Origin of the sequence: Dryocola mayonis, assembly GCF_051307045.1 — a bacterium.
GTDB lineage: Bacteria > Pseudomonadota > Gammaproteobacteria > Enterobacterales > Enterobacteriaceae > Dryocola.
This window is the reverse complement of record NZ_CP150452.1, coordinates 1,710,414-1,736,983: the sequence shown is the minus strand read 5'-3', so window position 1 is coordinate 1,736,983 and position 26,570 is coordinate 1,710,414. Positions and strand designations below refer to the sequence as shown.

Here is a 26,570-nt window from a genome sequence, read left to right as displayed (position 1 = left end):
GCATTATCATTTTATCTGGATGTGGTTTGATGATGTATCAAGAAAGCAAATTCCAGGCCCCGGACGTGGCCGCCCACTGTTTTCTCAACGCCCTGATTCGGGAAACCGATGACTGGCAGCTCAGCGCTGACGCTCCCCGGACGCTGATCGTTCCGTTAAATGCCGCCCAGGCCATCCACCTTAGGGTGCTCTTCTTTTCTCCTACTCAGCACCACCGCTTCGAGTTCCCCGCCATGCTGGTTGACGACGCGGGCGCCCGGGCGCTGGATTTCACCACGCTTGCGCAGCTGGTGGTGGATAAACTCCAGTCGGCCCGGCAGCTGTCCGCCGAAACCTGCGAGGCCTTTTACCAGCGGGTAATGGAAAGCCATGCGCACACGCATGAAGCCCTCGCCGCCCGCCACGACTGGCCGGCGCTGCGCGAACGTCCGTTAACCTTTGGCGAAGCGGAACAGGCGCTGCTGGTAGGCCATGCCTTTCACCCGGCGCCAAAATCCCACAAGCCGTTCAGTGCGCAGGAATCCCGCCGTTATCTGCCTGATTTTGCGCCGCATTTCCCGCTGCGCTGGTTTGCCGTCGAGCGCGAATATCTGGCTGGCGACAGCCTGACGCTGAACCTTCAGCAGCGTTTGCAGCGCTTCGCCGCTGAAAACGCCCCGCGGTTGCTGAACGAGCACACCGACAGCCGCTGGCTTTTCCCGCTGCACCCGTGGCAGGCGGATTATCTGCTTGCGCAGGACTGGTGCCGCGAGCTTGTCGAACGCGGCCTGATTAAAGATTCAGGCGAAGCGGGCCAGGCCTGGTCGCCCACCACGTCCAGCCGTTCGCTTTACTGCGCCCACAGCCGCGACATGATCAAATTCTCCCTGAGCGTGCGCCTGACCAACTCGGTGCGCACGCTGTCGGTTAAAGAGGTGAAACGCGGGATGCGCCTCGCTCGCCTGGCGAAAACCGAGCGCTGGCAGACGCTGCAGGCGCGCTTCCCGACCTTCCGCGTGATGCAGGAGGACGGCTGGGCAGCCCTGCGTGATTTGCAGGGCAACGTCATGGAAGAGAGCCTGTTCGCGCTGCGCGACAACCTCTTATACCGCCAGCCGGCCAGCCAGACCAACGTGCTGGTGTCGTTAACCCAGGCCGCGCCGGACGGCGGCGATTCGCTGCTTGCCGCCACGGTTAAACGCCTTGCCGCTCGCCTTGCCATCAGTGAAAAACAGGCGGCCCACGCCTGGGTGGACGCCTACTGCGAACAGGTCCTCAAGCCGCTGTTTGTCGCCGAAGCCGACTATGGTCTCGTCCTGCTTGCCCACCAGCAAAATATCCTGGTCGAGATGCAGCAGGATTTACCGGTGGGCCTGATTTACCGCGACTGCCAGGGCAGCGCGTTTATGCCGCACGCCCAGGGCTGGCTGGATCAGATCGGCGAAGCGCAGGCGGAAAACGTCTTCACGCGTGAACAGCTCCTGCGCTACTTCCCGTACTACCTGTTGGTGAATTCAACCTTTGCCGTCACCGCCGCGCTGGGCGTCGCCGGCATGGACAGCGAACAGAACCTGATGGCGAGAGTTCGCGCAGCGCTTGCGGCTCTGCGCCCGCAGGTGGAACACCCGACCTGCCTTGATTACGTGCTGGAAAGCGCAAGCTGGAACGTCAAAGGCAACTTCTTCTGCTATCTGCACGATCGCAATGAAAACACCATCGTCGATCCGTCAGTGATCTATTTCGACTTCGCCAACCCGCTGCTCGTTCAGGAGAGATAAATGACTCAGGCAACCATCGTTCACGGCGGCCACGGGCTGCGCTGCGAAAAGCTGGCTAAAACGCTGGCGCTGGGCTGGGGGCTGGACAACAGCGCGGTGCTGGGCTGGCCCGGCCCGCTTCCGGCAGGCTGGCTGCGCGACGCGCTGGATCAGATTTTTATCGCCGCACCCCAGCTTACTGCCATCGTGCTGCCGTTTGCCCAGTGGCGCGAAGAGCCGCAGGCGCAGGCGATCTTCAGCCAGATCCACGGCGATGTGCTTCATCGTGACGCGTTCTGGCAGCTGCCGCTGTGGCTAACGAAAGCGCGCCCCGCCGTCGCAGCTGACATGACGTTTGACGCCGAACGTGAAATTTATCATCCCCGGCGCCCCGCTCGTCCGGATGGCGAGGTTTATCGCCGCTACGATGCGCGCGTTCGCCGCACTTTAAGCTTCCGCGTGGCAAACCCGCAGCAGGACAGCGCCGTCTTTACGCGCTGGATGAATGACCCGCGCGTGGCGTATTTCTGGGAGCAAACCGGGCCTGAGAACGAGCAGAAAGCCTACCTGGAACGCCAGCTGGCCGGTAAACACGCTTACCCGCTGATCGGCTGTTTCGACGACCAGCCTTTCGGCTACTTTGAAATTTACTGGGCGCCGGAAGACCGTATCGGCCGCCACTACGCCTGGCAGCCGTTCGACCGCGGCCTGCATCTGCTGGTGGGTGAGGCGCAGTGGCGCGGCGCTCATTTCGTCCAGAGCTGGCTACGCGGCCTGAGCCACTTCCTGCTGCTGGACGAGCCGCGTACCCAGCGCCTGGTGCTGGAGCCGCGCGCGGATAACCAGCGCCTGTTCCGCCACCTGCCGCAGGCGGGCTACCAAACAATTAAAGAGTTCGACTTTCCGCACAAGCGATCTCGTCTGGTGATGACCACGCGCCACGCCTTCTTTAACGAGGTGGGCCTGTGATGGATTACAACGACTGGGAATGGGTGAACCGCCGGCTGGTAGCGAAAATGCTGGCGGAAATGGAGTACGAACAGGTGTTTAGCGCGCAGCCGCAGGGGGAAAATCGCTACTGCATCAGCCTGCCGGGCGCGGAGTGGCATTTTGCCGCCGAGCGCGGCATTTGGGGCTGGCTGTGGATCGACCCGCGCTCGCTGCGCTGCGCCGATCTGCCGGTTGAGGCGCAAACGCTGCTGCATCAGCTGCAGCCTGTGTTGTCGATGGACGATGCGACGGTTGCCGAACACATGCAGGATTTGTTCGCTACGCTGCGCGGCGATTTGCAGCTTCTCAACGCGCGCCGCGGCCTGAGCGCGGAGCAGCTTATCAGCCTGGATGCGGATAAATTGCAGTGCCTGCTGAGCGGCCACCCGAAGTTTGTCTTCAATAAAGGACGCCGCGGCTGGGGGCTGGAGGCCCTTGAGCGCTATGCGCCGGAATACGGCAACACCTTCCGCCTGCACTGGCTGGCGGTGAAGCGGGAGCGCATGGTGTGGCGCTGCGATGAGGAGCTGAACATTCAGCAGCTTCTTGCGGGCGCGATGGATGAGGCGGAGCTTGCGCGCTTGCGCCAGCGCTGGCAAACGCTCGGGCTGGATGAAAACTGGCTGCCTGTGCCCGTCCATCCCTGGCAGTGGCAGCAAAAAATTGCCCTCGAATTTGTGGCGGACCTGGCGCAGGGCGAGATGGTTTCCCTCGGGGAATTTGGCGACCGGTGGCTTGCCCAGCAGTCTTTGCGCACGCTCACCAACGCCAGCCGTAAAGGCGGCGTGGATATCAAGCTGCCGCTGACCATCTACAACACGTCATGCTACCGCGGCATTCCGGGCAAATACATTACCGCCGGGCCGCTCGCCTCGCGCTGGCTACAGCAGATATTTGCTACGGACGCCACGCTGCAAAAGTCCGGAGCCGTCATTCTGGGCGAGCCCGCGGCGGGTTATGTTTCCCACCACGGCTACGGCGCGCTTGCCGAAGCGCCGTATCGCTACCAGGAGATGCTCGGCGTTATCTGGCGTGAAAACCCTTCGCGCTGGTTAGAAGAAGGCGAGACGCCGGTGCTGATGGCCGCGCTGATGGAATGCGACGAGAACGAACGGCCGCTGATTAGCGCGTGGATTGCCCGCTCCGGCCTGAGCGCCGAAGCATGGTTGACCCAGCTTTTCCGCGCGGTGGTGGTGCCGCTTTATCACCTGCTGTGCCGCTATGGCGTGGCGCTGATTGCCCACGGGCAGAACATCACCATCGCCATGAAGGACAGCGTGCCGCAGCGCGTGCTGTTAAAAGATTTCCAGGGCGATATGCGCCTTGTTAAAGACGAATTCCCGGAGATGGAATCCCTGCCCCAGGAGGTGCGCGACGTTACCGCACGCCTGAGCGCCGACTACTTAATTCATGATTTGCAAACCGGTCATTTCGTGACCGTGCTGCGCTTCGTTTCCCCGTTGATGGCCCGTTCGGGCGTTAACGAGACGCGTTTTTACCAGCTTCTGGCCGCAGTGTTGAGTGACTACATGCAAGCCCATCCGCATATGGCGGCGCGCTTTGCACTTTTCGACTTGTTCAAGCCGCAGATTATCCGCGTTGTGCTTAATCCGGTAAAGCTGACCTGGCCCGATCGGGACGGCGGCAGCCGCATGCTGCCAAATTACCTTGAGGATCTGCAAAACCCGCTGTGGCTGGCTACGAAGGAATCATCATGACACCAACTTTAAATTTTATCGGCGTGGGCATCGGCCCTTTTAATCTCAGCATCGCGGCTTTGGCCCACGAGGCGCCTGAATTCAGCAGCCGCTTTTTTGACGGCCGTGCGCAGTTTGCCTGGCATCCCGGCATGCTGGTGCCGGACTGCCATATGCAGACGATGTTCCTCAAGGATCTGGTAAGCGCGGTCTCGCCGACCAGCCCGTTCAGCTTTGTGAACTATCTGGTGAAACGGAAGAAGTTCTACCGCTTTTTGACCACCGAACTGCGCACCGTTTCGCGGGATGAGTTTTCCGACTACCTGCGCTGGGCGGCCGAAGGTATGAATAATCTCCGCTTCGACAGCTGCGTTGAGCTTATCGACTTTGACGAGCAGCAAAAACGTTTTGTGGTGCAAACCGGCAGCGGCGTGAACTACGCCCGCAATATTTGCCTGGGCATCGGCAAGCAGCCATTCCTGCCGCCCTGCGTGAAAGAAAGCAACAGCCGCTGCTTCCACGCCAGCGAAATGAGCCTGCGTAAACCCGACCTGACCGGCAAACGCGTGGCGGTCGTGGGCGGCGGCCAGAGCGGCGCGGATCTGTTCCTTAACGCCTTCCGCGGCGAATGGGGCAACCCACAGCACGTCCACTGGGTTTCTCGGCGCAACAACTTTAACGCTCTCGATGAGGCGGCCTTCGCCAATGAGTACTTCACGCCGGAATACGTCGACAGCTTCGGAGATTTAGGTGAAAACGCCCGCCGGCAGATGCTTAGCGAGCAGAAGATGACCTCCGACGGAATAACCGCCGACTCCCTGCTAACCATCTATCGCGAGCTGTACCACCGCTTTGAAGTGCTGGGCCAGCCTCGTAACGCAAGCCTGCTGCCGAGCCGTACGGTCACCAAGCTGCAGGCTCGCGGCCAGAGCTGGGAACTGCATCTTGAGCACCGTCTTGACCAGGGCTTTGACGTCATCGACTGCGACGTGGTGATTTTCGCCACCGGTTATCGCGCCGGCCTGCCGCGCATGCTCACCCCGCTCTTACCGCGCCTCGCGCTGCGCGATGAGAACCAGTTCAGGGTGCGCGACGACTTCACCCTGGAGTGGAACGGCCCACGGGAAAATAACATTTTCGCGGTGAATGCCAGCATGCACACCCACGGCATCGCCGAGCCTCAGCTCAGCCTGATGGCGTGGCGTTCCGCCCGAATTCTCAACCGCGCCCTTGGCCGCGAGTTGTTCGATCTCAGCGCTCCGCCGTCTCTTATCCAGTGGCGCAGCAATAGCCGGGAAAAAGCGCAGCAAAATGCTGCAAGCTTCTGACAACACAGCAATTTTAGGGCGAAATTTCGCCCTCTTAAAAGGAAAGACAATGATACGCAAAATACCTGCGCGCTGGGCGCTCAATCCGCTGCTTCTCGCCATGATGGCGCCGGCCGTAGCGCAGCAAACCGGCGAAGAGAGCATGGTGGTCTCCGCCAACCGCACCCACCGCACCGTCGCCGAAATGGCGCAGACCACCTGGGTTATTGAAGGCAGCGAGCTGGAACAGCAGGTGCAGGGCGGCAAAGAGCTGAAGGATGCTTTAGCCCAGCTGATACCGGGCCTGGACGTCAGCAGCCAGAGCCGCACCAACTACGGCATGAATATGCGCGGCCGTTCAATTGTGGTGCTGGTCGACGGCGTACGCCTTAACTCTTCGCGTACCGACAGCCGCCAGCTGGATTCCATCGACCCGTTCAATATCGAACATATTGAAGTCATTTCCGGTTCAACCTCCCTGTACGGCGGCGGCAGCACCGGCGGCCTTATCAATATCGTCACCAAAAAAGGCCAGCCGGACACGCAGCTCGAATTTGAAACCGGCATGAAATCGGGCTTTAACAGCAGTAAAGATCACGATGAACGCGTCGCCGGCGCCATTTCTGGCGGCAACGATCGCGCCTCCGGCCGCCTGTCCGTGGCTTACCAGAAATTCGGCGGCTGGTTTGACGGCAACGGCGATCGGACGCTGCTGGATAATACGCAAACGGGCCTGCAGTATTCCGACCGTCTTGACGTGATGGGCACCGGCACCATCAATATCGATGATAACCAGCAGCTGCAGCTGGTGACGCAGCATTACAAAAGCCAGGGCGATGACGACTACGGCCTGAACCTCGGCGAGAATTTCTCCGCGGTAACCGGCAACGGCAACGCCTACGTCAGCAACAAATTAAACTCTGACCGCGTTCCCGGCACCGAGCGCAACCTTATCAGCCTGCAGTACTCCAACACTGATTTCCTGGGCCAGGAGCTGGTCGGCCAGGTTTATTATCGCGACGAATCCCTGACCTTCTATCCCTTCCCTACGCTTTCCGGAAACAGGGTTTCAAGCTTCTCTGCCTCAAAGCAGGATACCGATCAGTACGGCGCCAAGCTCACGCTTAACAGCGAGCCGCTTGACGGCCTGCAGCTGACTTACGGCGTGGACGCCGACCATGAACGCTTTACCTCGAACCAGATGTTCTTTGATTTGGCCAAAGCGAATGCCTCCGGCGGGCTCAATAACCAGCGTATCTACACCACCGGGCGTTATCCGGGCTACTCTATTAGCAATCTGGCGCCGTTCCTGCAGTCAAGCTATGACATTAACGACATCTTTACCCTAAGCGGCGGCGTGCGCTACCAGTGGACGGAAAACAAGGTCGATGATTTTGTCGGCTATAGCCAGCAGCAGGGCATCGCTAACGGACTGGCCAGTTCCGCCGACGCTATTCCCGGCGGCAGCACCGACTATGACAACGCGTTGTTCAACGCGGGCCTGCTGATGCATATCACCGAACGCCAGCAGGCGTGGTTCAACTTCTCGCAGGGGGTGGAGCTGCCGGATCCGGGCAAGTACTACGGCAACGGAACCTATCGTCTGGTGAACGGCCATTATCAGCTGGTTAACAGCGTAAACGTTGGCCAGTCGAAGCTGCAGGGTATTAAAGTCGACTCATATGAGCTTGGCTGGCGCTATACCGGCGATAATTTACGCAGCCAGATTGCGGCTTACTATTCGCTGTCGGATAAATCCATCGCCATTAACCGCGCCGATATGACGATCAACGTTCAGGATGATAAGCGTCGTATTTACGGCGTGGAAGGCGCGGTGGATTACTTTATCCCGGACACCGCCTGGAGTACGGGCGTGAACTTCAACGTGCTGAAATCCGAAACCAAAGTCGACGGCAAATGGCAGAAGTGGGATGTGATTTACGCAAGCCCGTCGAAGGCCACCGCCTATGTCGGCTGGGCGCCGGAGCCGTGGAGCCTGCGCGTTCAGACCAGCCAGTCGTTCGATCTTAGCGACGCGGGCGGCAATAAAATCGACGGCTACAACACCGTTGATTTCATCGGCAGCTATGCGTTGCCGGTCGGCAAGCTGAGCTTCAGCGTTGAGAACCTGCTGGATAAAGATTACACCACCGTCTGGGGCCAGCGCGCGCCGCTGCTCTATAGCCCAACCTACGGCAGCCCTTCTCTCTATGAGTACAAAGGCCGCGGCCGTACCTACGGCTTGAACTACTCGCTGCAGTTCTGATTTGTCGTGCGGGCAAGCTTTGACGGCCGGCCCGCACGTTTACCGCTGCATACACATTCACGCTCGACCCGATTGCGATACTGTTTTAAAAAGTAGGCCTGCTATTTACCTGTTTATCGCAAGGGAATCCTATGTTGGTTGGACTCATTGGTACAGGCGCGGTGGTGCAAACCGCTTATCTTCCGGCAATCTCACGCCTTTGCCTGCCTGAACTGCGCTGTTACGGCTTTGACCCGAATCCCGCACGCCGTGTGCAAGGCATTACGCCCTGCGACTCGCTTGCGCAGCTGCTGGCGCTCCCCCTGGATGTGGTGATGATAACCACCCCTTCCCTGCTCCATTTGCCGGTTCTGGAAAGGGTATTAAAGAGCCAGATCCCGCAAATTATCGTTGAGAAACCCGTCGCCGCGACGCTTGAGCAGCTAGCCGAACTTACAGCATGGCTGGAGGATCCTGAAACGGCCTCGCGGGTGCTGGCGCTCGATCACTGGATGGTTCGCACCGACGCCGCGCAGTTTATAAAAAGCATCGACGAGATCGAACGCATCGAAGGCTTTTTGCTGGAGCCAAGCGGGTTTAACGAGGCAGGCGAACCCGTGGCGCTGAATTTTGCCACCGGCGAAGCGGATACCCGACGGCTTCGCCATCCTGACGGCGTCATTGTCGATATAGGTACGCACGTGCTGGCGATGATGCGTGAAACCGTTCACCGTCTTGGCGGCAATGAAAAGCTCACCCTTGAGCTTGTGCATGCGCGCGATCGCCTGGGAAACAATATCCAGCCGGGAGATTTCACGACCGCGGAAGGCGACGCCGTGCTGCGTGGCACGATGAGCGATATTCCTTTCACCCTCGCTCTTAATAAATATGCCGGCCCCGCGGGCGGGCAAAAAGGCATGAAAATCTATCTGCAGGATGGCCGGATGGTGAACGTCGATCGCCGCGGCATTGATGAAGTGGTAGAGGTGCTTAACGATAACGACAGCCGCCCGCTGATCGTTTCCGGCCCGCTTTACGATCGCTGTTTAGGAGAGGTGGTTTTAGGCGCTGAGCGAATGTTAACGAGTAAACCAACGGCCGTTCCGGCGCTGGCTCGTCGTCGCATCGCAGAAGTCAGGGCGCTGCTGGAGATACAGCAGCAGCTGCGCGGCAAGCATTAATATTGCCGGCGGGCCGATAGCCCGCCGAATAGCGAATAATCAGATCTTGTTCAACACCAGCTGACCGTTGCCATCGAGCGGGATCTGCGTGCCGGGATCTTTATCCATACGGATTTTTCCCTGCTGATCGCCAATGCGGTAGGTTACGTCGTAGCCGAGCATTTTTTCTGATTTGTCGTAAACGGTTTTGCAGCGCTGCTGGGTCGTGGTGTAGGTATCGCGATCCTGCATGGCGCCCTGCACCTGATTGCCGGCATAGCCGCCGCCCAGCGCGCCCACGACGGTAGCCACGTCTTTACCGCGTCCACCGCCGAACTGATGGCCGATAACGCCGCCCGCAACCGCGCCCAGAGCTGAACCCACGATACGGTTTTCATCCTGTACCGGGGCACGGTGCGTGACGGCCCACGTTGCGGCACTCTTTACGCGGCGTTTTTATCGTCTCCTTGATCGGCGTCGCCGACACCACCTGTGCGTACTGTGGACCCCGGTCAAATACGTTCATACTTGCGACCGCGGCAACACCAAGTGCTGCGGCCACGCCAATACCTATACCCGCCAACATTGATTTATTCACAGGACATCCTCCTGACTGTGTAATTACCGATAATTTTGCAACTAATTACCTTCGGTAACACATCAGACAAAGGATTAAAAACGCGGCTTTATACTTTAAACCAACAGGATTAAGAAAACTCCTAAGCAACAATAATGGGTCGCCGGTTTACTTCAGCCTCCTGAATCAACGCCGGTTACTGAAAAGTTGTATGTATTTCTGGTTCCGGTTTTGGCTGAGCAGGCCCGGGAAATTATCCTTCTTTAAACCATTTATCACTAAAGCAATACTGCAATATTTAATGTCTGCGCCCCCCTCTTTCTTAGTGGAAAATAAATCAATGCCCTTGTTAACAAGCAGAAGAAACAGATCAAGCTGACCGAGGCAGAATATGAATGGTTAGGGCATTGCAGCGTATAACACTTTTCACCCTCTTAAAGTAAGAACTTCCCTCCGTTTGCTGCCTTAAGTGAAACGATAAATAAACAAAAACACAACAACCTCCTCATCAATAGAAGCCCGTTAAAAGAATTTTACCGCACCGTACCGCCTGAAATCCCCGGACTGCCGCCAGGGAAAATAGATTAATATATTCATACAGTTAAATCAACATAATGGAATTAATTATTCTCAACAGGCTAAAAATATTAATAACTTTTAAAAGTTAATTATTCTAAAAATGAAGAAAAGCTTAATATTTACACAATATCAGCCTGCCGATTGCAGCGTTAATAACACATTACATGATGCAGTAATTTCCGAAAAGCCGCCCTGCATTATTAAGTTATTTTTCAACTGTCCGATTATAACTATGACATACAAAATAAATTACAGGGACGACATCTTATGTTTAACTCTATTCGTACCAGACTTTTAGTTACTACCATGTTAATGGTGGGCGGCGCTTTATCCGTAAATACTTTTATTAATTATTCTATTAGTCGTTCGGCTAATACAGAATCGGTCAGCAGCACGCTCTTTTCACTGGCGACCAGCCATACCGCGGCGGTAAATCAGTGGATTACAACGAAAACCACGCAGATTAATGCGCTCACGCCGCACGTGACGGATGCCGATCCGACGCCGCTGTTATTGCAGACTGTCACCGCCGGCAACTTTTTAAACGCCTATATTAGCTATCCGGATAAAAGCACCATTGCTTCCGACCAGGCCAGCGTTCCGGCAGGATACGATCCCACTTCAAGTGCGTGGTATAAGCAGGCCGCGCAGGCCAAAAAACTCATTATCACCAATCCCTATATCGATGCGATTACCGATGAGCTGGTGGTCACCGTCGCGGCGCCGCGCTTTGATAACGGACACCTGGTGGGCATAGCGGCAGGCGATGTCAATATCATTGAGGTGATCGACAACGTACGCGCAATCCATCCCACGAAAGACAGTTTTGGCATGTTGATGGATGCGAATGGTACGATCATCGGCCATCCCGATGCAGCCCTGACGCTGAAATCAATTTCCACTATCGCGCCGCAGCTTGACCTGCCCAAACTACTGCATTCTGGCTCGCCGGTTCTGGTTGATATTTCAGGACGTCCGACGTTTATGATTGCCATGCCGGTGAAGAACACCTCGTGGTTTATCGTCGTCGCTATAGATAAGGCCGAGGGCCACGGCCAATATGCGATCGTTGCTGAACTCTTCGATCATCTCGCTGTTTTTACTGATGGCGCTTGCCGCCGCTATTGTTCTGGTGGTTACAAAGCGCAGCATCGGTCCGTTGATTCGCGTGCGTGAAGCCATGAAGGACGCTATCGCGCAAAAAGATCTGACCCATCGACTCAGGGCCGACGGTAAGGATGAGGTGGGGCAGATTGCCAACGAGTTTAATCAGTTTCTGGATAAGCTCGCAGTAGTGATGAAATCGATTCGCAGCAGCAGCGAATCGGTACACACGGGTGCGGAAGAGATTGCCGCCGGGAATCTCGAACTTTCCTCGCGTACGGAATCCGCCGCCGCAAGTCTGCAGCAGACCTCCGCGGCGCTTGAGCAAATTTCCTCGACCGTGGAGCTGTTCGCCAGCTCATCACGCGAAGCCAACTCCGCGGTTCTCTCAGCCGCTCAGGTTGCGCGACGCGGCGGAGAATCTATACAGGAGGTGATTCAGATTATGAACACCATCGAAGCTGCTTCTGAGAAAATCTCCAGTATTACCGGCGTGATCGACGGCATCGCATTTCAGACCAATATCCTGGCGCTCAACGCCTCGGTAGAAGCCGCACGAGCGGGCGAACAGGGGAGAGGTTTTGCCGTCGTCGCAAACGAGGTGCGTAGTCTGGCAGGCCGTAGCGCGCAGGCGGCCAGGGAGATCAGGCTGTTGATCGACACTACGGTATCCAGCGTCTCGTCGGGTGCAAAACAGGTGCACCACACCGGCGAAGCGATACAGGAAATCGTCAGCAGCGTCTCCTCGCTGACCTCCGTAATGGCGGAAATTAGCGAGGCGGCGGATGAACAAATGAAGGGCATTGCCGGCATAAACGTGGCGACGGTGCAGCTGGATACCATGGTGCAGCAAAACGCCGCGCTGGTAGAGGAATCAGCCGCCGCTTCAGAGGCCCTCAACAATCAGGCGAGTGAGCTTGCCGTTGCGGTCAACCAGTTCCGTCTTTAAGCGCAGGCATAAAAAAACCCGGCGCGGGGGCCGGGTTTCAGGAAAGAGATGAAATCAGTGCAGCTTCAGGCGCGGACGAATCACCCGGTTAATACTGCCCACCAGCATCATCAGGCCGGTTTTGAAATAGCCGTGCAGCGCCACCTGGTGCATGCGGTACAAAGAGATGTACACGAAGCGCGCCATACGCCCTTCCACCATCATTGAACCACGCATCAGGTTGCCCATCAGGCTGCCGACGGTGGAGAATTTAGACAGGGAAACCAGCGAGCCGTGATCTTTATAAACGTAAGCTTTCAGCGGCTGACCTTTGCTCTGCGCGATGATGTTCTTTAATACCAGCGAAGCCATCTGGTGCGCGGCCTGAGCGCGCGGAGGCACAAAACCGCCTTCCGGACGCGCGCAGGATGCGCAGTCGCCGATCGCATAAATATCAGGATCGCGGGTGGTTTGCAGCGTAGGCTCGGTCACCAGCTGATTGATACGGTTGGTTTCAAGCCCGCCGATATCTTTCATAAAGTCCGGCGCTTTAATACCCGCAGCCCAGACCATCAGGTCCGCCGCGATATACTCGCCGTCTTTGGTGTTCAGGCCGCCGGCATCGGCGGAGGTCACCATCGTCTGGGTTAATACGCGCACGCCAAGCTTGGTCAGCTCGCTGTGGGCCGCGGCGGAAATACGCGGCGGCAGCGCAGGCAGGATGCGTTCACCCGCTTCCACCAGCGTGACGTTCAGCGCTTCGTTGGTCAGCCCTTTGTAGCCGTAGCTGTGCAGCTGTTTCACCGCGTTGTGCAGCTCCGCAGAGAGCTCGACGCCCGTTGCGCCGCCGCCGACGATAGCGATATTGACCTTGCCGCTGGCGCCCAGGTTTGCGGAATACTTCAGGAACAGGTTCAGCATTTCCGAATGGAAACGACGCGCCTGGTGCGGGTTGTCGAGGAAGATGCAGTTGTCTTTTACGCCCGGCGTGTTGAAGTCGTTAGAGGTGCTGCCCAGCGCCATCACCAGAGTGTCGTACGGGATTTTACGTTCCGGCACCAGCAGCTCGCCTTTCTCATCGCGCAGCTCTGCAAGCGTGAGGGTCTTGCCTTCGCGGTTGATATCAACCACCGAACCCAGCTGGAACTGGAAATGGTGGTTGCGCGCGTGCGCCAGATAGCTCAGCGCGTCCACGCCCTCATCGAGGGAACCGGTTGCTACTTCATGCAGCAGAGGTTTCCACAGATGGCTATGGTTGCGGTCGACCAGGGTAATTTTCGCTTTTTTGCCACGGCCCAGTTTTTTCCCTAACTGCGTAGCCAGTTCAAGTCCGCCGGCACCACCACCTACAATGACAATCTTTCTTAATGGCGTAGTCAAAGTGACCCCCTTAAAATATTAACCAATTGTTAATTAAAAGTTATCTAAATAGCTTTTAATTAACAACAGGTTGCGTAAACCCTTTCACTAATGTGACCAAAGAATAACACGAAGGGTGCATTGGTCATACCAAAATTGATATGCATCAAATTTTATGCCGAAAAGATAAACAAAAGGGCCAGCGAACGCTGGCCCGGGGATTTTTTAAACGGCCTGCCGGGTGGTTAACCCAGCGTTTTGAAAGCCTTAATGCGTTGAAGATGCGGGGAAATATTTTTAAATTTGTGGGTCTGCTCGCTATCCCAGATGATCTCATAATAAGGGTGCAGCGTCTGCGCGGAGCGCTTGTTATCCAGCGCTTCGTCCTGGCGCGACAGGATGGCCAGGCAGCGGTCGCGATTTTTCTCACGAAAGTTCTGCACGCATTTGGTAGCGATGTCCGCGTACTCTTCCGGGCGGTCGATTTTCCCTTCCATGTTCTCCTGCGGGAACAGATTCGGGTTAAAGATCACCTGGCGGATATCGCACAGAAAGCCGATGCGTTCGGCCCAGTAGCCGCCCAGCCCCACGCCGCAAATCAGCGGGCGTTCGTCATCGCTAAGCTGCAGCATCTTGTCCACCTCTTTGAGCAGGTGCTGCATGTCATGCTTCGGGTGCCGCGTGCTGTAGCTGATAAGCCGCACGTCCGGGTCGATAAACTGAAGCTGCAGCACCTTTTCATGGTTACCGGGACTGTTAGAGTCAAAACCGTGTAGATAGATAATCATTGCATCCTCACCGCGAAAACAGGCCTTCCGGCCTGAGGGTTAAAGTCCCGCCTTGTGCGCCTGCCAGCGTTCATGCAGCGCCTCGAGCTGCCGGTTAGCCTGCTGCCAGCGCTCAGAAGCCATCAGCTCCTGACGGGTAAATGAACCTTTATGATACAAACCCGTAACACGGTCTGCTTTGACCGGAGACAGGTTATCCAGCACGCTCACGGCGCCCTTACGATTATTGCAGACAAGGATCATATCGCAACCTGCGTCCAGCGACGCCTGGCCGCGTTCGGCGTAGCTGCCCATAATCGCCGCGCCCTCCATCGACAGATCGTCCGAGAAAATCACCCCTGCAAATCCTAACTCGCCGCGCAGTACGGTTTTTAACCAGTGCGGCGAACCGCTTGCCGGGCGAGGATCGACATCGGTGTAAATCACGTGCGCCGGCATGATGGCGTCAAGTTTGTTAGCGGAGATCAGCGAGCGGAAAATTTGCATGTCGTGCTGGCGGATAACGGCCTCTTCGCGCTCGTCGCGCGGAGTTTCCTTGTGGGAATCAGCCGTGACCGTGCCGTGGCCCGGAAAATGCTTACCGGTGGTTTTCATGCCCGCCGCGTGCATGCCGTCGATAAAGCACGTCGCCAGCGCCAGCGCTTTGTCCGGATCTTCATGATAGGAGCGCTCGCCGATCGCCGCGCTGATATGGCCGATATCCAGCACCGGCGCAAAGCTGATGTCGATATCCATGGCGATCATTTCGCTTGCCATCAGCCAGCCTGCTTCGCGGGCCAGCTCGCCGCCTTTCTCAAGGCCATGCAGCGCCGCAAAAGACTGCGCCGCCGGCAGACGGGTGAAGCCTTCACGGAAACGCTGCACGCGCCCGCCTTCCTGATCGACGGCCACCACCAGCCGGTTGCGCGAGGCCGCGCGTATTTGCCGGACAAGCTCGCGCAGCTGCTCGGGATCGTGATAGTTGCGGGTGAAAAGTATCAGCCCGCCCACCAGCGGGTGCTGCAGAATCTCACGCTCTTCGGCATCCAGCTCAAAGCCTGCCACATCCAACATTACCGGGCCCACATCTACCTCTCTTTATTGGTTCGTCGCCCGCAGCAGGCTCCAGGCCTCGTCTGCCAGCGTTAAAAATGTTTTGTCCTGCGTTTGCCGCCAGCGGCATTCATACCACGACGCCATCAGCATCATAACCCATGGCCGCCAGCGGGCGACCTGACGCTGCAGCGTTGCGGGATCGATATTGCTGAAGCCTGCGTAGGCGCGCAGCAGCTCATCATCGTTAATATTATTTGCAGCGACCGCCGCCGCCAGCTCCAGCGCGATATCTCCGTCGCCCGCATATTCCCAGTCGATGAGTTTCATTTCATCGCGCTGGTAAACAAGGTTGCCGGCATGAACGTCCATATGCAAAGGCGCAAGCCGTAAAGGTTTTGGCTCGCCGCGGCGCTTCATGGTCTTTAAACGGCGCAGCCAGTCCAGGCTTCTGCGCGCCGGAGCGGCATGCTGCCAGTAAAACTCAAGCAGCGGTAACAGGCTGATTCGCCAGCCGAAGCGGCGCTGACGATGCAAACGATTTAGCAGGGAGCCGAGCGCGTAGCGGGGAGCAGGCTCAGGTTTGACCTCGCCGGCAAGCCACTGCACGATAAGCCAGCCATCAGCCAGACAAACCGGCGCCGGGCCAATTCCCGCAGGCAGGCGCTTTAGCGCCCGGTACTGCCGCCTTAACGAAACGCCAGGCATCGATGTCCGCAGCCGCTGGCGGGCGACATACTCCCGCTCGCCGACTTTGAAATGCAGGCCGCCGCCGCTCAGTCCTTCCAGCGCAGAAAAGCAACCGGCGGCCTGAGCCGCCGGAAGATAGTGCGCAATCACTTTGTGCAGCGAAGCGTTACTGGGTTTGCTGTACCGCACCGCTGCCCGACCAGATAATTTCGCCGGTTTGCACCAGCATCAGCTGCATTTTGACCGTTGGCGAACGTACGTTGCCGCTGGCGTTGCTGTACAGCACATACTGCGCGCCTACGTTACGCGCGATGCCGATAGCTTTGCTGCGCGAGCCCAGGCTGTCCTGCGGCGACAGGCCCAGCTGCTGTTTAGCGACCGACAGTTGCTGAGCGGAAACCAGCGTAAATTTGCTGTTGTTGGCAAGCGCGCCGCGCAGGGCTTCCGTTGCTTTGCTGGCATCCAGCGAGCCGTTGGTACGGTTATTCACGCTGTCCACCAGCAGCACGCCGCCCGGCGTGACGCCTTCGGCCTGCAGCATCTGGCCGACCAGAGGCTGCATCGCGCTGCCCCAGTCGTAGGTGCGTACTTTCGGCGTCGCAGGAATGGTTGGCTCCGGCTGGGTAATTGGGCCAGGCTGCGTCGGTACTGTCGGTACTGACGGAACCGTAGGCTCAGGCTGCGCGGGCTGAGTGGCGCCCGGCTTAACCTCTTCAACCGGCGCCGGCTGCTCGCCGCCACGGTTGATACAGCCGGACAAAATCATCGCCGCTACGGCGACCGCCAGATAACGATGGATTCCCCTAATCAAAATTCACCCCTTATAAAGAGAGATAAAGACGCACTTTACGCGCATCCGGATAACCGGGCCGTGGAAGATACCGTTAATAAAGATTTTGCCGGTATCGTGACTGAACGTGGTTTTTCGAGCGGATGAATCTCCAGCCCTTTTGCGTCGTACCAGTAGAAACGATAGTTAACCGTAACCGGAACGCTTCGCTCATTATATAGCTCAGATTGCGAGACGGTGGCGCCATCAATTAATGAAATATCTGGTTTTTCTGCGCTGATCCCGCCGGCCAGCACCGATGACTCCATCACCAGCGACTGCTGTTCGTTCACCGGGATCGCGGGACGGGAGCTGCAGCCCGCCAGCAGCGCGAGCGCCAACAGCAGTAAGCGAGGGCTTTTCATCGCCTTATCCCTTATGGGTCAGCATCGGCCCGAGCGCGCGTCCACCCAGCAGGTGCATATGGATATGATAAACTTCCTGCCCGCCGTGGCGGTTGCAGTTCATGATTAAACGATAGCCGTCTTCCGCGATGCCTTCCTGCTCGGCAATCTTCGCCGCCGCCGTAAGCATGCGTCCCAGCGCCTGCTCATGCTCGGCGGTGACGTGGTTTACCGTCGGGATCAGCACGTTGGGAACGATGAGGATATGGGTAGGCGCCTGGGGAGAGATATCGCGAAAGGCGGTGACCAGCTCGTCCTGATAAACGATATCGGCCGGGATTTCGCGGCGTATGATTTTACTGAAAATAGTTTCTTCGGCCATGACGTTTACCTTTTTTCATTAGTTAGTGGCGTAAGCTGCAGGCGTAGCGCAGGGCCCAACAATTTTGTCCCTGCGATATAGGCTAAGAGTATGAGCGACTTACTCCTGCTCTTTCAACCTTAACCCTTCATTTCTTTGCCTTAAGGCCCCCTGGCTGCTGCTCTACTAACCGTTCCCTCGCCTCTTCCCGGCGCGCGGCGGCCAAATTCATATTTCATTCATCGATGTAACATATATTTACAGCGCCAATCCTAATGCGTATATTTCTCATTTGCATTTTCATGCGCAATTTCCTCACAGAAAAAACAAAAACGCACCCGGCAGGCGGATATTTTTAGCCCCGGGGCTTAACTTCAAAATCTTGATTAAGGGTTCATGATGTCTTTATCCATTCATGCCAGGGATGCCCAGCGGTCGATCGTCGCCGCGCCTTCTTTGCTGGCTGTTTGTATCGCTTTTGCTCTGACACCAGCCGCAGGCTTTGCTGCAACAGCTAATACCGAAGATACGCTGATCGTTGAAGGAACCACGGCTGACGCGGGCGTAACCAACGACCAGGAGCAGGATTACAGCGTAAAGACCACCACCGCCGGCACCAAAATGAACATGACCCAGCGGGACATCCCGCAGTCTGTCACTATCGTTAGCCAGCAGCGCATGGAAGATCAGCAATTGCATACGCTGGGCGACGTCATGGATAACACGCTTGGGATTAGCAAAAGCAGCGCTGACTCCGATCGCAGCCTTTATTACTCACGTGGTTTTCAGATTGATAACTACATGGTCGACGGCATTCCAACCTACTTTGAGTCCCGCTGGAACCTCGGCGATGCCCTGTCTGATACGGCGCTTTTCGATCGCGTAGAAGTGGTCCGCGGCGCAAACGGCCTGATGACCGGCGCGGGCAATCCTTCAGCGGCTATCAATATGGTTCGCAAACATGCCACCAGCCGTGAGTTTAAGGGCGATCTCTCCGCGGAATACGGCAGCTGGAATAAAGAGCGCTACGTCGCTGATTTACAAAGCCCGCTGACCGAAGACGGCAAGGTACGCGCCCGAATCGTGGCGGGTTATCAGAATAACGACTCATGGCTTGACCGTTACAACAACGAAAAGACCTTCTTCTCCGGCATCCTTGATACCGATCTGGGGGACGCCACCAGCCTCTCGGCGGGCTATGAATATCAGCGTATCGACGTGAACAGCCCGACCTGGGGCGGCCTGCCGCGCTGGAATACCGACGGCAGCAAAAAACATTACGATCGCGCCCACAGTACGGCACCGGACTGGGCTTATAACGATAAAGAGTTCAATAAAGTCTTTATGACCCTCACCCAACGTTTTGCCGAAACCTGGCAGGCGACGCTGAACGCGACCCATACCGAAGCCAAATTCGACAGTAAAACCATGTATCTGGACGCGGTGGTGAATAAAGAGACGGGCATGCTGGTTGGCCCGTACGGCAGCTACGGTCCAGGTTTTGACTATGTCGGCGGCACGGGCTGGAATAGCGGCAAGCGTAAGGTGGACGCGTTAGATCTCTTCGCTGACGGCAGCTATGACCTTTTCGGCCGCCAGCATAACCTGATGGTCGGCACCAGCTACAGCAAGCAAACGAACCGTTATTTCAATACCTGGGCGAACGTCTTCCCGGACGAGCTGGGCAGCTTCTACGACTATGACGGCAATTTCCCGGAAACCAACTGGGGCGAGCAGACCATTGCTCAGGATGACAGAAAGCATATGAAGTCGCTGTATGCCGCGACCCGCGTCTCGCTGGCCGATCCTTTGCATCTGATCCTCGGCGCGCGCTATACCAACTGGCGTGTCGATACCCTGGCCTACAGCATGGAGAAAAACCACACTACGCCTTATGCGGGTCTGGTCTATGACATCGACGATAACTGGTCTGCCTACGCCAGCTATACCTCTATTTTCCAACCGCAGGAATACCGTGACAGCACGGGTAAATACCTCGCGCCGATTACCGGCAATAACTACGAGGTGGGGCTGAAATCTGACTGGATGAACAGCCGCCTGACTACCACGCTATCCGTGTTCCGCATCGAGCAGGACAACGTGGCCCAGAGCACCGGCCAAATTATTTCCGGCTCGACAGATACCGCCTATAAAGGCGTGGATGGCACGGTAAGCAAAGGCGTTGAGTTTGAAATCAACGGCGCGCTGACCGACAACTGGCAGATGACCTTCGGCGCCACGCGCTACGTTGCGGAAGACGACGCGGGCAATGCGGTTAACCCGAATCTGCCGCGCACCAGCGTGAAGCTGTTCACCAGCTATCGTCTGCCGGCCGTGCCCGAGCTGACCGTAGGCGGCGGCGTAAACTGGCAGAACCGCGTTTACAGCGATGTAAGTACGGCATACGGCGCATGGCGTTCAGAGCAAGGCAGCTACGCGCTGGTTGATCTGTTCACCCGCTATGAGGTCACGAAAAACTTCTCCTTGCAGGGTAATATTAATAACCTGCTCGACAAGACTTATGACACCAACGTTGAAGGTTCGATTGTTTACGGCGAGCCGCGCAACGTCAGCGTGACCGCCAGCTATCGTTTCTGATAGCCGATAGCAAACTCAGGGGAGCCGTCAGGCTCCCCTTTTTTATGGGTACCGGTCCGTTTCAGGCATTAAAAAAGGCAGCCGTTCGGCTGCCTTAGTCTCCCCAAATTACGGCTTAGCTGTTACGGATCCACTCATCCATTTCAGTTTTCAGGTTATCGGATTTAGTCCCGAAAATAGCCTGAACGCCGGAACCCGCTACCACAACGCCTGCCGCACCCAGTTTCTTCAGGCCGGCCTGGTCGACTTTAGAAACGTCGGCCACGCTAACACGCAGACGGGTAATACATGCGTCGAGGTTAGTGATATTTTCTTTACCGCCGAAGGCGTTAACCAGAGCCGGCGCCATTTCGCTGGTGGAAGTCGCGCTGGTTTCAGCGGTTGCGTCTTCACGACCCGGAGTTTTCAGGTCCAGCGCTTTAATCAGCACGCGGAACACGGTGTAGTAAACAGCCGCGTAGCACAGGCCAACGATTGGGAACAGCCACAGCTTGCTGCTGTTACCGCTCAGCACGATGAAGTCAATCAGACCGTGTGAGAAGGAGGTCCCGTCACGCATACCCAGCAGGATACAGATTGGGAACGCCAGGCCTGCCAGCACCGCGTGGATGACATACAGGATTGGAGCCACGAACATGAAGGAGAATTCGATTGGCTCGGTGATACCGGTCAGGAACGAAGTCAGCGCAGCGGAGATCATGATGCCGCCAACTTTCGCACGGTTCTCAGGTTTCGCCGAGTGCCAGATAGCGATAGCCGCAGCCGGCAGACCGTACATTTTGAACAGGAAGCCACCGGACAGTTTGCCCGCGGTTGGGTCGCCCGCCATGTAGCGAGGGATATCGCCGTGGAACACCTGACCTGCGGCGTTGGTGTATTCACCAATCTGCATCTGGAATGGAACGTTCCAGATGTGGTGCAGACCGAACGGCACCAGGCAGCGCTCTACGAAGCCGTAGATGCCAAAGGCGACAACCGGGTTCTGGTAAGCAGCCCACTGAGAGAAGGTCTGAATAGCCGTACCGATTGGCGGCCAGATGAAGGACAGCACAACGCCCATAAAGATCGCAGCCAGACCGGAGATGATCGGCACGAAACGCTTACCGGCGAAGAAGCCCAGATACTCAGGCAGCTTAATACGGTAGAAGCGGTTGAACATGTAGGCTGCAATAGCACCGGAGATGATACCGCCCAGCACACCCGTATCAGCAAGGTGTTTGGCCGCTATCTCTTCAGCAGGCAGATGCAGGACCAGCGGTGCAACCACAGCCATGGTTTTCACCATAATGCCGTAAGCAACCACGGAGGCCCAGCGCGGAAACGCCGTCGTTATTGGTGAAGCCCAGCGCGACACCGATGGCGAAGATCAGCGGCATGTTGGCGAAAACTGAACCGCCCGCTTCCGCCATAACGTGAGAAACCACTGCTGGCAGCCAGCTGAAGTTTGCAGAACCGACGCCCAGCAGGATACCTGCGATAGGCAGTACGGATACCGGCAACATCAGCGATTTACCCACCTTTTGCAGGTTAGCAAATGCATTCTTAAACATAATAGAGAGTGCTCCTGAGTATTTGTGTTTTTTTTACGCATTATGCGCATCGGACCGGGGGGAGAGCCGGTCCATAAACAGGACATCTAAGTGCCCTTTATTTATTACGCAGAGTAAAATAAATAGAGAAAACTTTGTTTGACGGCTATCACGTTTCCAGGAGAGCCCGGCCTAAAACTTTCATTAATTTACATAACTCATGTCTGATTGTTTCAGAAATGACGTGCTCCGCCCTTTTTATGGCGGAGCACTTTACTCGCTTCCATGATTAATTACGAGCTTTAAAATAAGTGAGAATAATCAGGCGCCCTGCAGGCGTGAAGGCGGGATGTGGAACAAATCAGCAAAGTTTTTCGTGGTCGCCACGGCCAGCTCTTCCACCGAAACACCCTTCAGTACCGCCATGTATTCTGCTACATCGCGCGTCATCGCCGGTTGATTCTCCTTGCCCCGATGCGGTACGGGCGCAAGGTACGGCGAATCGGTTTCCACCAGCATCCGGTCAAGCGGGACGTAGCGCGCCGCGTCACGCAGCTGCTCCGCATTGCGGAAGGTCAAAATGCCGGAAAAGGAGATGTAAAAACCCATATCCAGCAGCTTTCCCGCCGTTTCCCGATCTTCTGTAAAACAGTGTAGTACCCCGCCACATTCTGTCACTTTCTCATCGTGCAGAATCGCCAGGGTATCCGCGCGCGCATCGCGCGTATGCACGATCACCGGTTTGTTGAGTTCGCGGGCCGATGCGGATATGGTTGCGGAAGGATTCCTGCTGGCGCGGCTTGGTTTCAGGGGTATAGAAGTAATCCAGCCCCGTTTCGCCCATCGCCACAACGCCAGGCTCCGCCGCCAGGCGACGCAGCTCTTCAACGTCGTACTCTTCATCCTGGTTAAGCGGATGAACGCCGCAGGAAAAGGCGACGTTGTCGCGCTCGCCCACCAGCTCGCGCATCCCGCGGTAGCCGTTAAGGGTGGTGGCAACGGCGAGGCAGAACTTCACGTCTCTCGCCGCCGCTTTTTCCAGCACGTCATCGACGTTTTTATGCAGGGACTGATAATCCAGGCCATCAAGATGGCAGTGTGAGTCAACCAGAAACATACAGACACTCTTAAAGATGTGGAGAAGGAAGGATAGCACCCGGCTGCATGTAACGCTCCCAGGTCAGCAGTTGTTCAGTAATCAGCAGCTCGCGGTTCACGCCCACCACCGTCAGCAACGAGTCGCGGCAGGTGAACCAGCTTTGCAGCATCGCCTGCAGCACGGCAGGCGCAGCGCTGGCGGCGAGCGTTGCCACCAGCGGCTGCATATCATCATTCGCCAGCCACCGTCCCGCGCCCTGCTGCCATTTCAGCGCATCAAGCAGCAGTGAGCTAAGCCAGTGGATACGCCGGGCGGCCTCGTCATGATTCAGCGCCGGCAGCAGCGTCAGCATGTCGCGGGAAGCACAGGCCTGCGCGAGCTTTTCGCATAAAGCCTGACGGTGCTTCCAGTTGCCGGGCTGCAGAAGTTCAAGCGCGGCTGCCGGTGCGCCGGAACTCAGACGTAAAGCGGCGCGCAGCTGGGCTGCGTCAAAGGAGCTTTCCCGGGCAAGCCAGGCCAGAGCAAAGGTTTCATCCGGCGGCGATAAATACCAGTACAGGCAGCGGCTGCGCAGGGTAGCGGGCAAACGCGCGGGCTCACCGCAGCCAAGGAAGAACCAGGTATTCGCAGGCGGCTCTTCGAGCGTTTTAAGCAGCGCGTTGGCTGCCGCTTCCGTCAGCAGGCCCGCATCTTTCAGCCAGACAACCTTTGCCCCGCCCTGCTGGGCGTGCCCGTAAAGCTTTTCGGTAATTTCACGAATGCTGTCGATGCCGAGGCTGGCCTTGCCCTTTTCAGGCTCGATAACATAGCTGTCCGGGTGGTTCCCGGCCTGCATCAGCTGGCAGCTGCGGCACTGCCCGCAGCTTTTATTGCCCTGCGGGCGCTGACACATTATCCAGCGGCTGAGGGCGTAAATCAGCGCATCGTCGCCCATGCCGGGCAGCGCGTGAAGCAGTAACGCATGGTGCCCGCGGCCGGCCTGATGCTGGCTGAGGATTTGCTCAAACGGGCCGCGCAGCCACGGATACCATTTCATCAGTTAAGGCCCTTAAACCATTCAACGACGGCGCGACGCACCGCCGCGGAGACTTCCTCCAGCGACCGTGTGGCGTCAATGGTTTTGATACGGCTGTCCTCCGCCGCAAGCTGCAGGTAGCGGGCGCGGGTACGGTTAAAGAAATCGACAGACTCCTGCTCAATGCGGTCCAGCTCGCCGCGGGCGCGGGCGCGGGTCAGGCCCACCTCCGGCGTGACGTCCAGATAAAGCGTCAGGTCAGGATAGAAATCCCCCAGGACGGTGTTTCGCAGCGCCATCAGCAGCTCACGATCGATACGGCGGCCGCCGCCCTGATAGGCCTGGGTCGAAAGGTCATGGCGATCGCCTATCACCCAGCAGCCGCGTGCCAGAGCCGGTTTGATAACAGTTTCAACCAGCTGCACCCGCGCGGCGTAAAACATCAGCACTTCGGCTTTATCGGTGACCGCTTCGTCGCCAATGCCTTTGTTGTTCAGCGTAAGCTCGCGCAGCCTTTCCGCAAGCGGCGTGCCGCCCGGCTCGCGCGTGAAGACCAGATCGGTGACGCCCAGCTCCTGCAGGGTGGCGACCACGACGTTATGCGCGTTGGTTTTCCCTGCCCCTTCGAGCCCCTCGATGACGATAAATTTACTGTCCATGCTTGTCCTTCAGTGCTTTGATATACACCTGCACCGCCTGGTTGTGGCTGGCGAGGTTGGTATTAAAGGTGTGTCCGCCTTTACCGTCGGCAACAAAATAGAGATAGGGCGTTTTCGCCGGATGCGCCGCGGCCTGTAGCGAAGCCACGCTCGGAATGGCAATCGGGCCCGGCGGCATGCCGCTTATCACATAGGTGTTATAAGGCGTGGGCGTCTCAAGGTCTTTGCGCGACAGTTTACCATTATAGCTATCCCCCATGCCGTAAATCACCGTCGGATCCGTTTGTAAACGCATACCGATGCGCAGGCGATTGATAAATACCGAAGAGACGCGGTCGCGTTCACCGGCAACGGCGGTTTCCTTCTCAACGATGGAGGCCATGGTCACAAAGTCGTTTTGCGTTTTGTACGGCAGGCCGTCGATTTTCCCGTCCCAGGCTTCCTGCACCGCTTTCTTCATACGCTCATGGGCGCGCTTGAGCAGCGCCACATCCGTGGTATTGGCGGTATAAAGCCAGGTGTCCGGGTAGAACCAGCCTTCCGTCCAGTCCGGATGCTCAAGCTTGAGGGCCGCGGCCACCGTCGCGTAGCTGTCATCGGCCAGCGTGTGTTTAATGTACGGTGCTTCACGCAGCTGTTCTAACCAGTCGCTCAGGCGCATGCCTTCCACAAAACGGATGGGGAACTGCGCTTCTTTACCGCTGGCAAGCAGCCTGAGCATGTCGCGCACGGTCATCTGCGGAGTAAGGCGGTAGGTGCCCGCTTTAAATCTGGCAAGCTCGGGCTTTACCTTCAGCAGCCACTGGAACACGCGAGGCCGGTTAATCAGCTTCTCTTCATAAAGCTGCCGGCCCAGGGCAAGACGGCCGGTTCCGGCTTTCAGGGTGAAAATCGTTTCCTGCTTAATGGTCAGATGGCTGTTCGCCAGCTGGCGGACTTTCCACATGCCGACGCCCGCGGCGATCCCCAGAACCACCAGCAACAGCACAAAGAAACGTAACATTTTTTTCATCGGTAATCGTTTACTCACAAAGTGGCGCTAAAAAATGATAAAGCTCGCGCGAAGCGTAACGCCAGGACTCCGCCTGCTTAACCGGCACGACCGGCATCAGCGCGTTACAGATAATCAGCTCGTCGGCTGTGGCAAGCGTTTCAACCCTCTCGCGCACCTGCCTGACCTGCCGGCCTGCCTTGTTCAGGCTGGCGATAATGTGCTGACGCATCGTACCGTTGACGCCCGCCCGATCGACATAAGGGGTACAGACCTCATCTCCCTTACGCCAGAATAAATTAGCGGCACAGCATTCCGTAAGCCACCCGTCACTGTCAAGGACCAGGGGCCTCCTGAGCGGGAGTCTGTTCAAGATGCGTACGGATTAGCACCTGCTCGAGCCGGTTGAGATGCTTTATGCCGGCAAGGTGCGGATTCACGCCAAGGCAAACGGGGCTGAGCGCAAGGCTTATGCCCTCTTTTCGCCAGTCGTCATAAAATGCGGGAAAAGGAGAAACGCTGAGAATACGAACCGGCTGATTACAGTTCGCCGCGCTGTACCCTCGCCCGCCGGCGCCGCGGCTGATAATGACTTTAAGAACCGCCCGCTCTTCGTTCATCGCGAGCTGCTGCATTTCATCGGCAAGCTTTGTCCACTCGCTAAAGGGCAGCAGAAGCTTTTCGCAGGCAAGCCGTAAACGGCGAAGGTGCCGCTCGCTAAAATTTACCTTTCCCTTGCTGACAGCCGCCGTTGTAAAACAGCCGTCGCCGAACTGCACCGCCCGATCGTTTGCCGGGAGCGTCGTCTGCCACTGTCCATTGATTAAGTACATAGCGATTCCTCGGGGTTTGATGGCCACAGCGTGCCAGCGCGAAGAGAAAGCAGCAAGAGAGGAAATCTGAAGTGTGGGATGGAAAAACATAAAGGGCCCGCAGGCGAGCCCTTTATGCAA

At 57.1% G+C, this 26,570-nt stretch carries 16 protein-coding genes and 6 pseudogenes; 8 read left to right on the top strand and 14 right to left on the bottom strand.

Annotated features, from left to right (window positions below; genetic code table 11):
- The first annotated feature begins 32 nt into the window (after positions 1–32).
- From iucA to WLO32_RS08395, 6 genes are all read left to right on the top strand, one after another.
- On the top strand, positions 33–1,757 hold the full coding sequence (iucA, locus tag WLO32_RS08420) for an aerobactin synthase IucA (RefSeq protein WP_435948268.1): 1,725 nt from the start codon (positions 33–35) through the stop codon (positions 1,755–1,757).
- Entirely contained in the window at positions 1,758–2,705 is a 948-nt protein-coding gene (locus tag WLO32_RS08415) for a GNAT family N-acetyltransferase (protein WP_435947920.1), read from the top strand.
- Positions 2,705–4,444 carry an aerobactin synthase IucC gene (gene iucC, locus WLO32_RS08410; RefSeq protein ID WP_435947919.1) on the top strand — a complete coding sequence of 580 codons (1,740 nt, stop codon included), beginning with the start codon at positions 2,705–2,707 and terminating at the stop codon, positions 4,442–4,444. The genes WLO32_RS08415 and iucC overlap by 1 nt, the downstream gene beginning before the upstream one ends.
- Positions 4,441–5,751, top strand: a complete 1,311-nt coding sequence (iucD, locus tag WLO32_RS08405) for an NADPH-dependent L-lysine N(6)-monooxygenase (protein WP_435947918.1) — start codon at positions 4,441–4,443, stop codon at positions 5,749–5,751. The genes iucC and iucD overlap by 4 nt, the downstream gene beginning before the upstream one ends.
- Before the next feature lie 49 nt (positions 5,752–5,800).
- Positions 5,801–7,996 carry a ferric aerobactin receptor IutA gene (gene iutA, locus WLO32_RS08400; RefSeq protein WP_435947917.1) on the top strand — a complete coding sequence of 732 codons (2,196 nt, stop codon included), beginning with the start codon at positions 5,801–5,803 and terminating at the stop codon, positions 7,994–7,996.
- Between the two features lie 131 nt (positions 7,997–8,127).
- Positions 8,128–9,156: a Gfo/Idh/MocA family protein gene (locus WLO32_RS08395; RefSeq protein ID WP_435947916.1), complete on the top strand. Its 1,029-nt coding sequence runs from the start codon at positions 8,128–8,130 to the stop codon at positions 9,154–9,156.
- A 39-nt stretch (positions 9,157–9,195) separates the two neighbouring features.
- On the opposite strand, the pseudogene WLO32_RS08390 reads toward WLO32_RS08395, so the two are convergent.
- Positions 9,196–9,733, bottom strand: a pseudogene (locus WLO32_RS08390) (glycine zipper 2TM domain-containing protein).
- Between the two features lie 825 nt (positions 9,734–10,558).
- Here WLO32_RS08390 and WLO32_RS08385 point away from each other — a divergent pair.
- Positions 10,559–12,344, top strand: a pseudogene (locus WLO32_RS08385) (methyl-accepting chemotaxis protein).
- A 54-nt stretch (positions 12,345–12,398) separates the two neighbouring features.
- Here WLO32_RS08385 and WLO32_RS08380 read toward each other — a convergent pair.
- From WLO32_RS08380 to hinT, 7 genes and pseudogenes are all read right to left on the bottom strand, one after another.
- Positions 12,399–13,703 carry an NAD(P)/FAD-dependent oxidoreductase gene (locus WLO32_RS08380; RefSeq protein WP_435947915.1) on the bottom strand — a complete coding sequence of 435 codons (1,305 nt, stop codon included), beginning with the start codon at positions 13,701–13,703 and terminating at the stop codon, positions 12,399–12,401.
- Between the two features lie 224 nt (positions 13,704–13,927).
- A complete protein-coding gene (gene ycfP / locus WLO32_RS08375) occupies positions 13,928–14,470 on the bottom strand; it encodes an alpha/beta hydrolase YcfP (RefSeq protein ID WP_435947914.1) in 543 nt (180 codons plus the stop codon).
- A 39-nt stretch (positions 14,471–14,509) separates the two neighbouring features.
- Positions 14,510–15,535, bottom strand: coding sequence for a beta-N-acetylhexosaminidase (nagZ, locus tag WLO32_RS08370; RefSeq protein ID WP_435947913.1), 1,026 nt, complete (start codon positions 15,533–15,535; stop codon positions 14,510–14,512).
- 12 nt (positions 15,536–15,547) lie between these two features.
- Entirely contained in the window at positions 15,548–16,381 is an 834-nt protein-coding gene (gene thiK / locus WLO32_RS08365; RefSeq protein WP_435947912.1) for a thiamine kinase, read from the bottom strand.
- A complete protein-coding gene (lpoB, locus tag WLO32_RS08360) occupies positions 16,359–16,958 on the bottom strand; it encodes a penicillin-binding protein activator LpoB (protein WP_409049271.1) in 600 nt (199 codons plus the stop codon). Before lpoB ends, thiK begins: the two co-directional genes overlap by 23 nt.
- 55 nt (positions 16,959–17,013) lie before the next feature.
- Positions 17,014–17,386: pseudogene (locus WLO32_RS08355) on the bottom strand (YcfL family protein).
- A gap of 4 nt (positions 17,387–17,390) precedes the next feature.
- Positions 17,391–17,747: a purine nucleoside phosphoramidase gene (gene hinT, locus WLO32_RS08350; RefSeq protein WP_435947911.1), complete on the bottom strand. Its 357-nt coding sequence runs from the start codon at positions 17,745–17,747 to the stop codon at positions 17,391–17,393.
- 378 nt (positions 17,748–18,125) lie between these two features.
- Here hinT and fhuE point away from each other — a divergent pair, with 378 nt between their 5' ends.
- On the top strand, positions 18,126–20,324 hold the full coding sequence (gene fhuE, locus WLO32_RS08345) for a ferric-rhodotorulic acid/ferric-coprogen receptor FhuE (protein ID WP_435947910.1): 2,199 nt from the start codon (positions 18,126–18,128) through the stop codon (positions 20,322–20,324).
- A 115-nt stretch (positions 20,325–20,439) separates the two neighbouring features.
- Here the strand turns inward: fhuE and ptsG are convergent.
- The 6 genes and pseudogenes from ptsG to pabC form a co-directional block, all read right to left on the bottom strand.
- Positions 20,440–21,874, bottom strand: a pseudogene (gene ptsG / locus WLO32_RS08340) (PTS glucose transporter subunit IIBC).
- Between the two features lie 300 nt (positions 21,875–22,174).
- Positions 22,175–22,970: pseudogene (locus tag WLO32_RS08335) on the bottom strand (metal-dependent hydrolase).
- A 10-nt stretch (positions 22,971–22,980) separates the two neighbouring features.
- Positions 22,981–23,988, bottom strand: a complete 1,008-nt coding sequence (gene holB, locus WLO32_RS08330) for a DNA polymerase III subunit delta' (protein WP_435947909.1) — start codon at positions 23,986–23,988, stop codon at positions 22,981–22,983.
- Positions 23,988–24,626, bottom strand: coding sequence for a dTMP kinase (gene tmk, locus WLO32_RS08325; RefSeq protein WP_435947908.1), 639 nt, complete (start codon positions 24,624–24,626; stop codon positions 23,988–23,990). Before tmk ends, holB begins: the two co-directional genes overlap by 1 nt.
- Positions 24,616–25,638, bottom strand: a complete 1,023-nt coding sequence (gene yceG, locus WLO32_RS08320) for a cell division protein YceG (RefSeq protein ID WP_435947907.1) — start codon at positions 25,636–25,638, stop codon at positions 24,616–24,618. Before yceG ends, tmk begins: the two co-directional genes overlap by 11 nt.
- Before the next feature lie 10 nt (positions 25,639–25,648).
- Positions 25,649–26,450, bottom strand: a pseudogene (pabC, locus tag WLO32_RS08315) (aminodeoxychorismate lyase).
- Positions 26,451–26,570 lie beyond the last annotated feature (120 nt).

Bases quoted from the DNA above. Each gene is read 5' to 3' on its own strand.
- iucA (WP_435948268.1), top strand. From the start codon at position 33: ATGTATCAAGAAAGCAAATTCCAGGCCCCGGACGTGGCCGCCCACTGT.
- WLO32_RS08415 (WP_435947920.1), top strand. From the start codon at position 1,758: ATGACTCAGGCAACCATCGTTCACGGCGGCCACGGGCTGCGCTGCGAA.
- iucC (WP_435947919.1), top strand. From the start codon at position 2,705: ATGGATTACAACGACTGGGAATGGGTGAACCGCCGGCTGGTAGCGAAA.
- iucD (WP_435947918.1), top strand. From the start codon at position 4,441: ATGACACCAACTTTAAATTTTATCGGCGTGGGCATCGGCCCTTTTAAT.
- iutA (WP_435947917.1), top strand. From the start codon at position 5,801: ATGATACGCAAAATACCTGCGCGCTGGGCGCTCAATCCGCTGCTTCTC.
- WLO32_RS08395 (WP_435947916.1), top strand. From the start codon at position 8,128: ATGTTGGTTGGACTCATTGGTACAGGCGCGGTGGTGCAAACCGCTTAT.
- ycfP (WP_435947914.1), bottom strand. From the start codon at position 14,470: ATGATTATCTATCTACACGGTTTTGACTCTAACAGTCCCGGTAACCAT.
- lpoB (WP_409049271.1), bottom strand. From the start codon at position 16,958: ATGATTTTGTCCGGCTGTATCAACCGTGGCGGCGAGCAGCCGGCGCCG.
- hinT (WP_435947911.1), bottom strand. From the start codon at position 17,747: ATGGCCGAAGAAACTATTTTCAGTAAAATCATACGCCGCGAAATCCCG.
- fhuE (WP_435947910.1), top strand. From the start codon at position 18,126: ATGTCTTTATCCATTCATGCCAGGGATGCCCAGCGGTCGATCGTCGCC.
- holB (WP_435947909.1), bottom strand. From the start codon at position 23,988: ATGAAATGGTATCCGTGGCTGCGCGGCCCGTTTGAGCAAATCCTCAGC.
- tmk (WP_435947908.1), bottom strand. From the start codon at position 24,626: ATGGACAGTAAATTTATCGTCATCGAGGGGCTCGAAGGGGCAGGGAAA.
- yceG (WP_435947907.1), bottom strand. From the start codon at position 25,638: ATGAAAAAAATGTTACGTTTCTTTGTGCTGTTGCTGGTGGTTCTGGGG.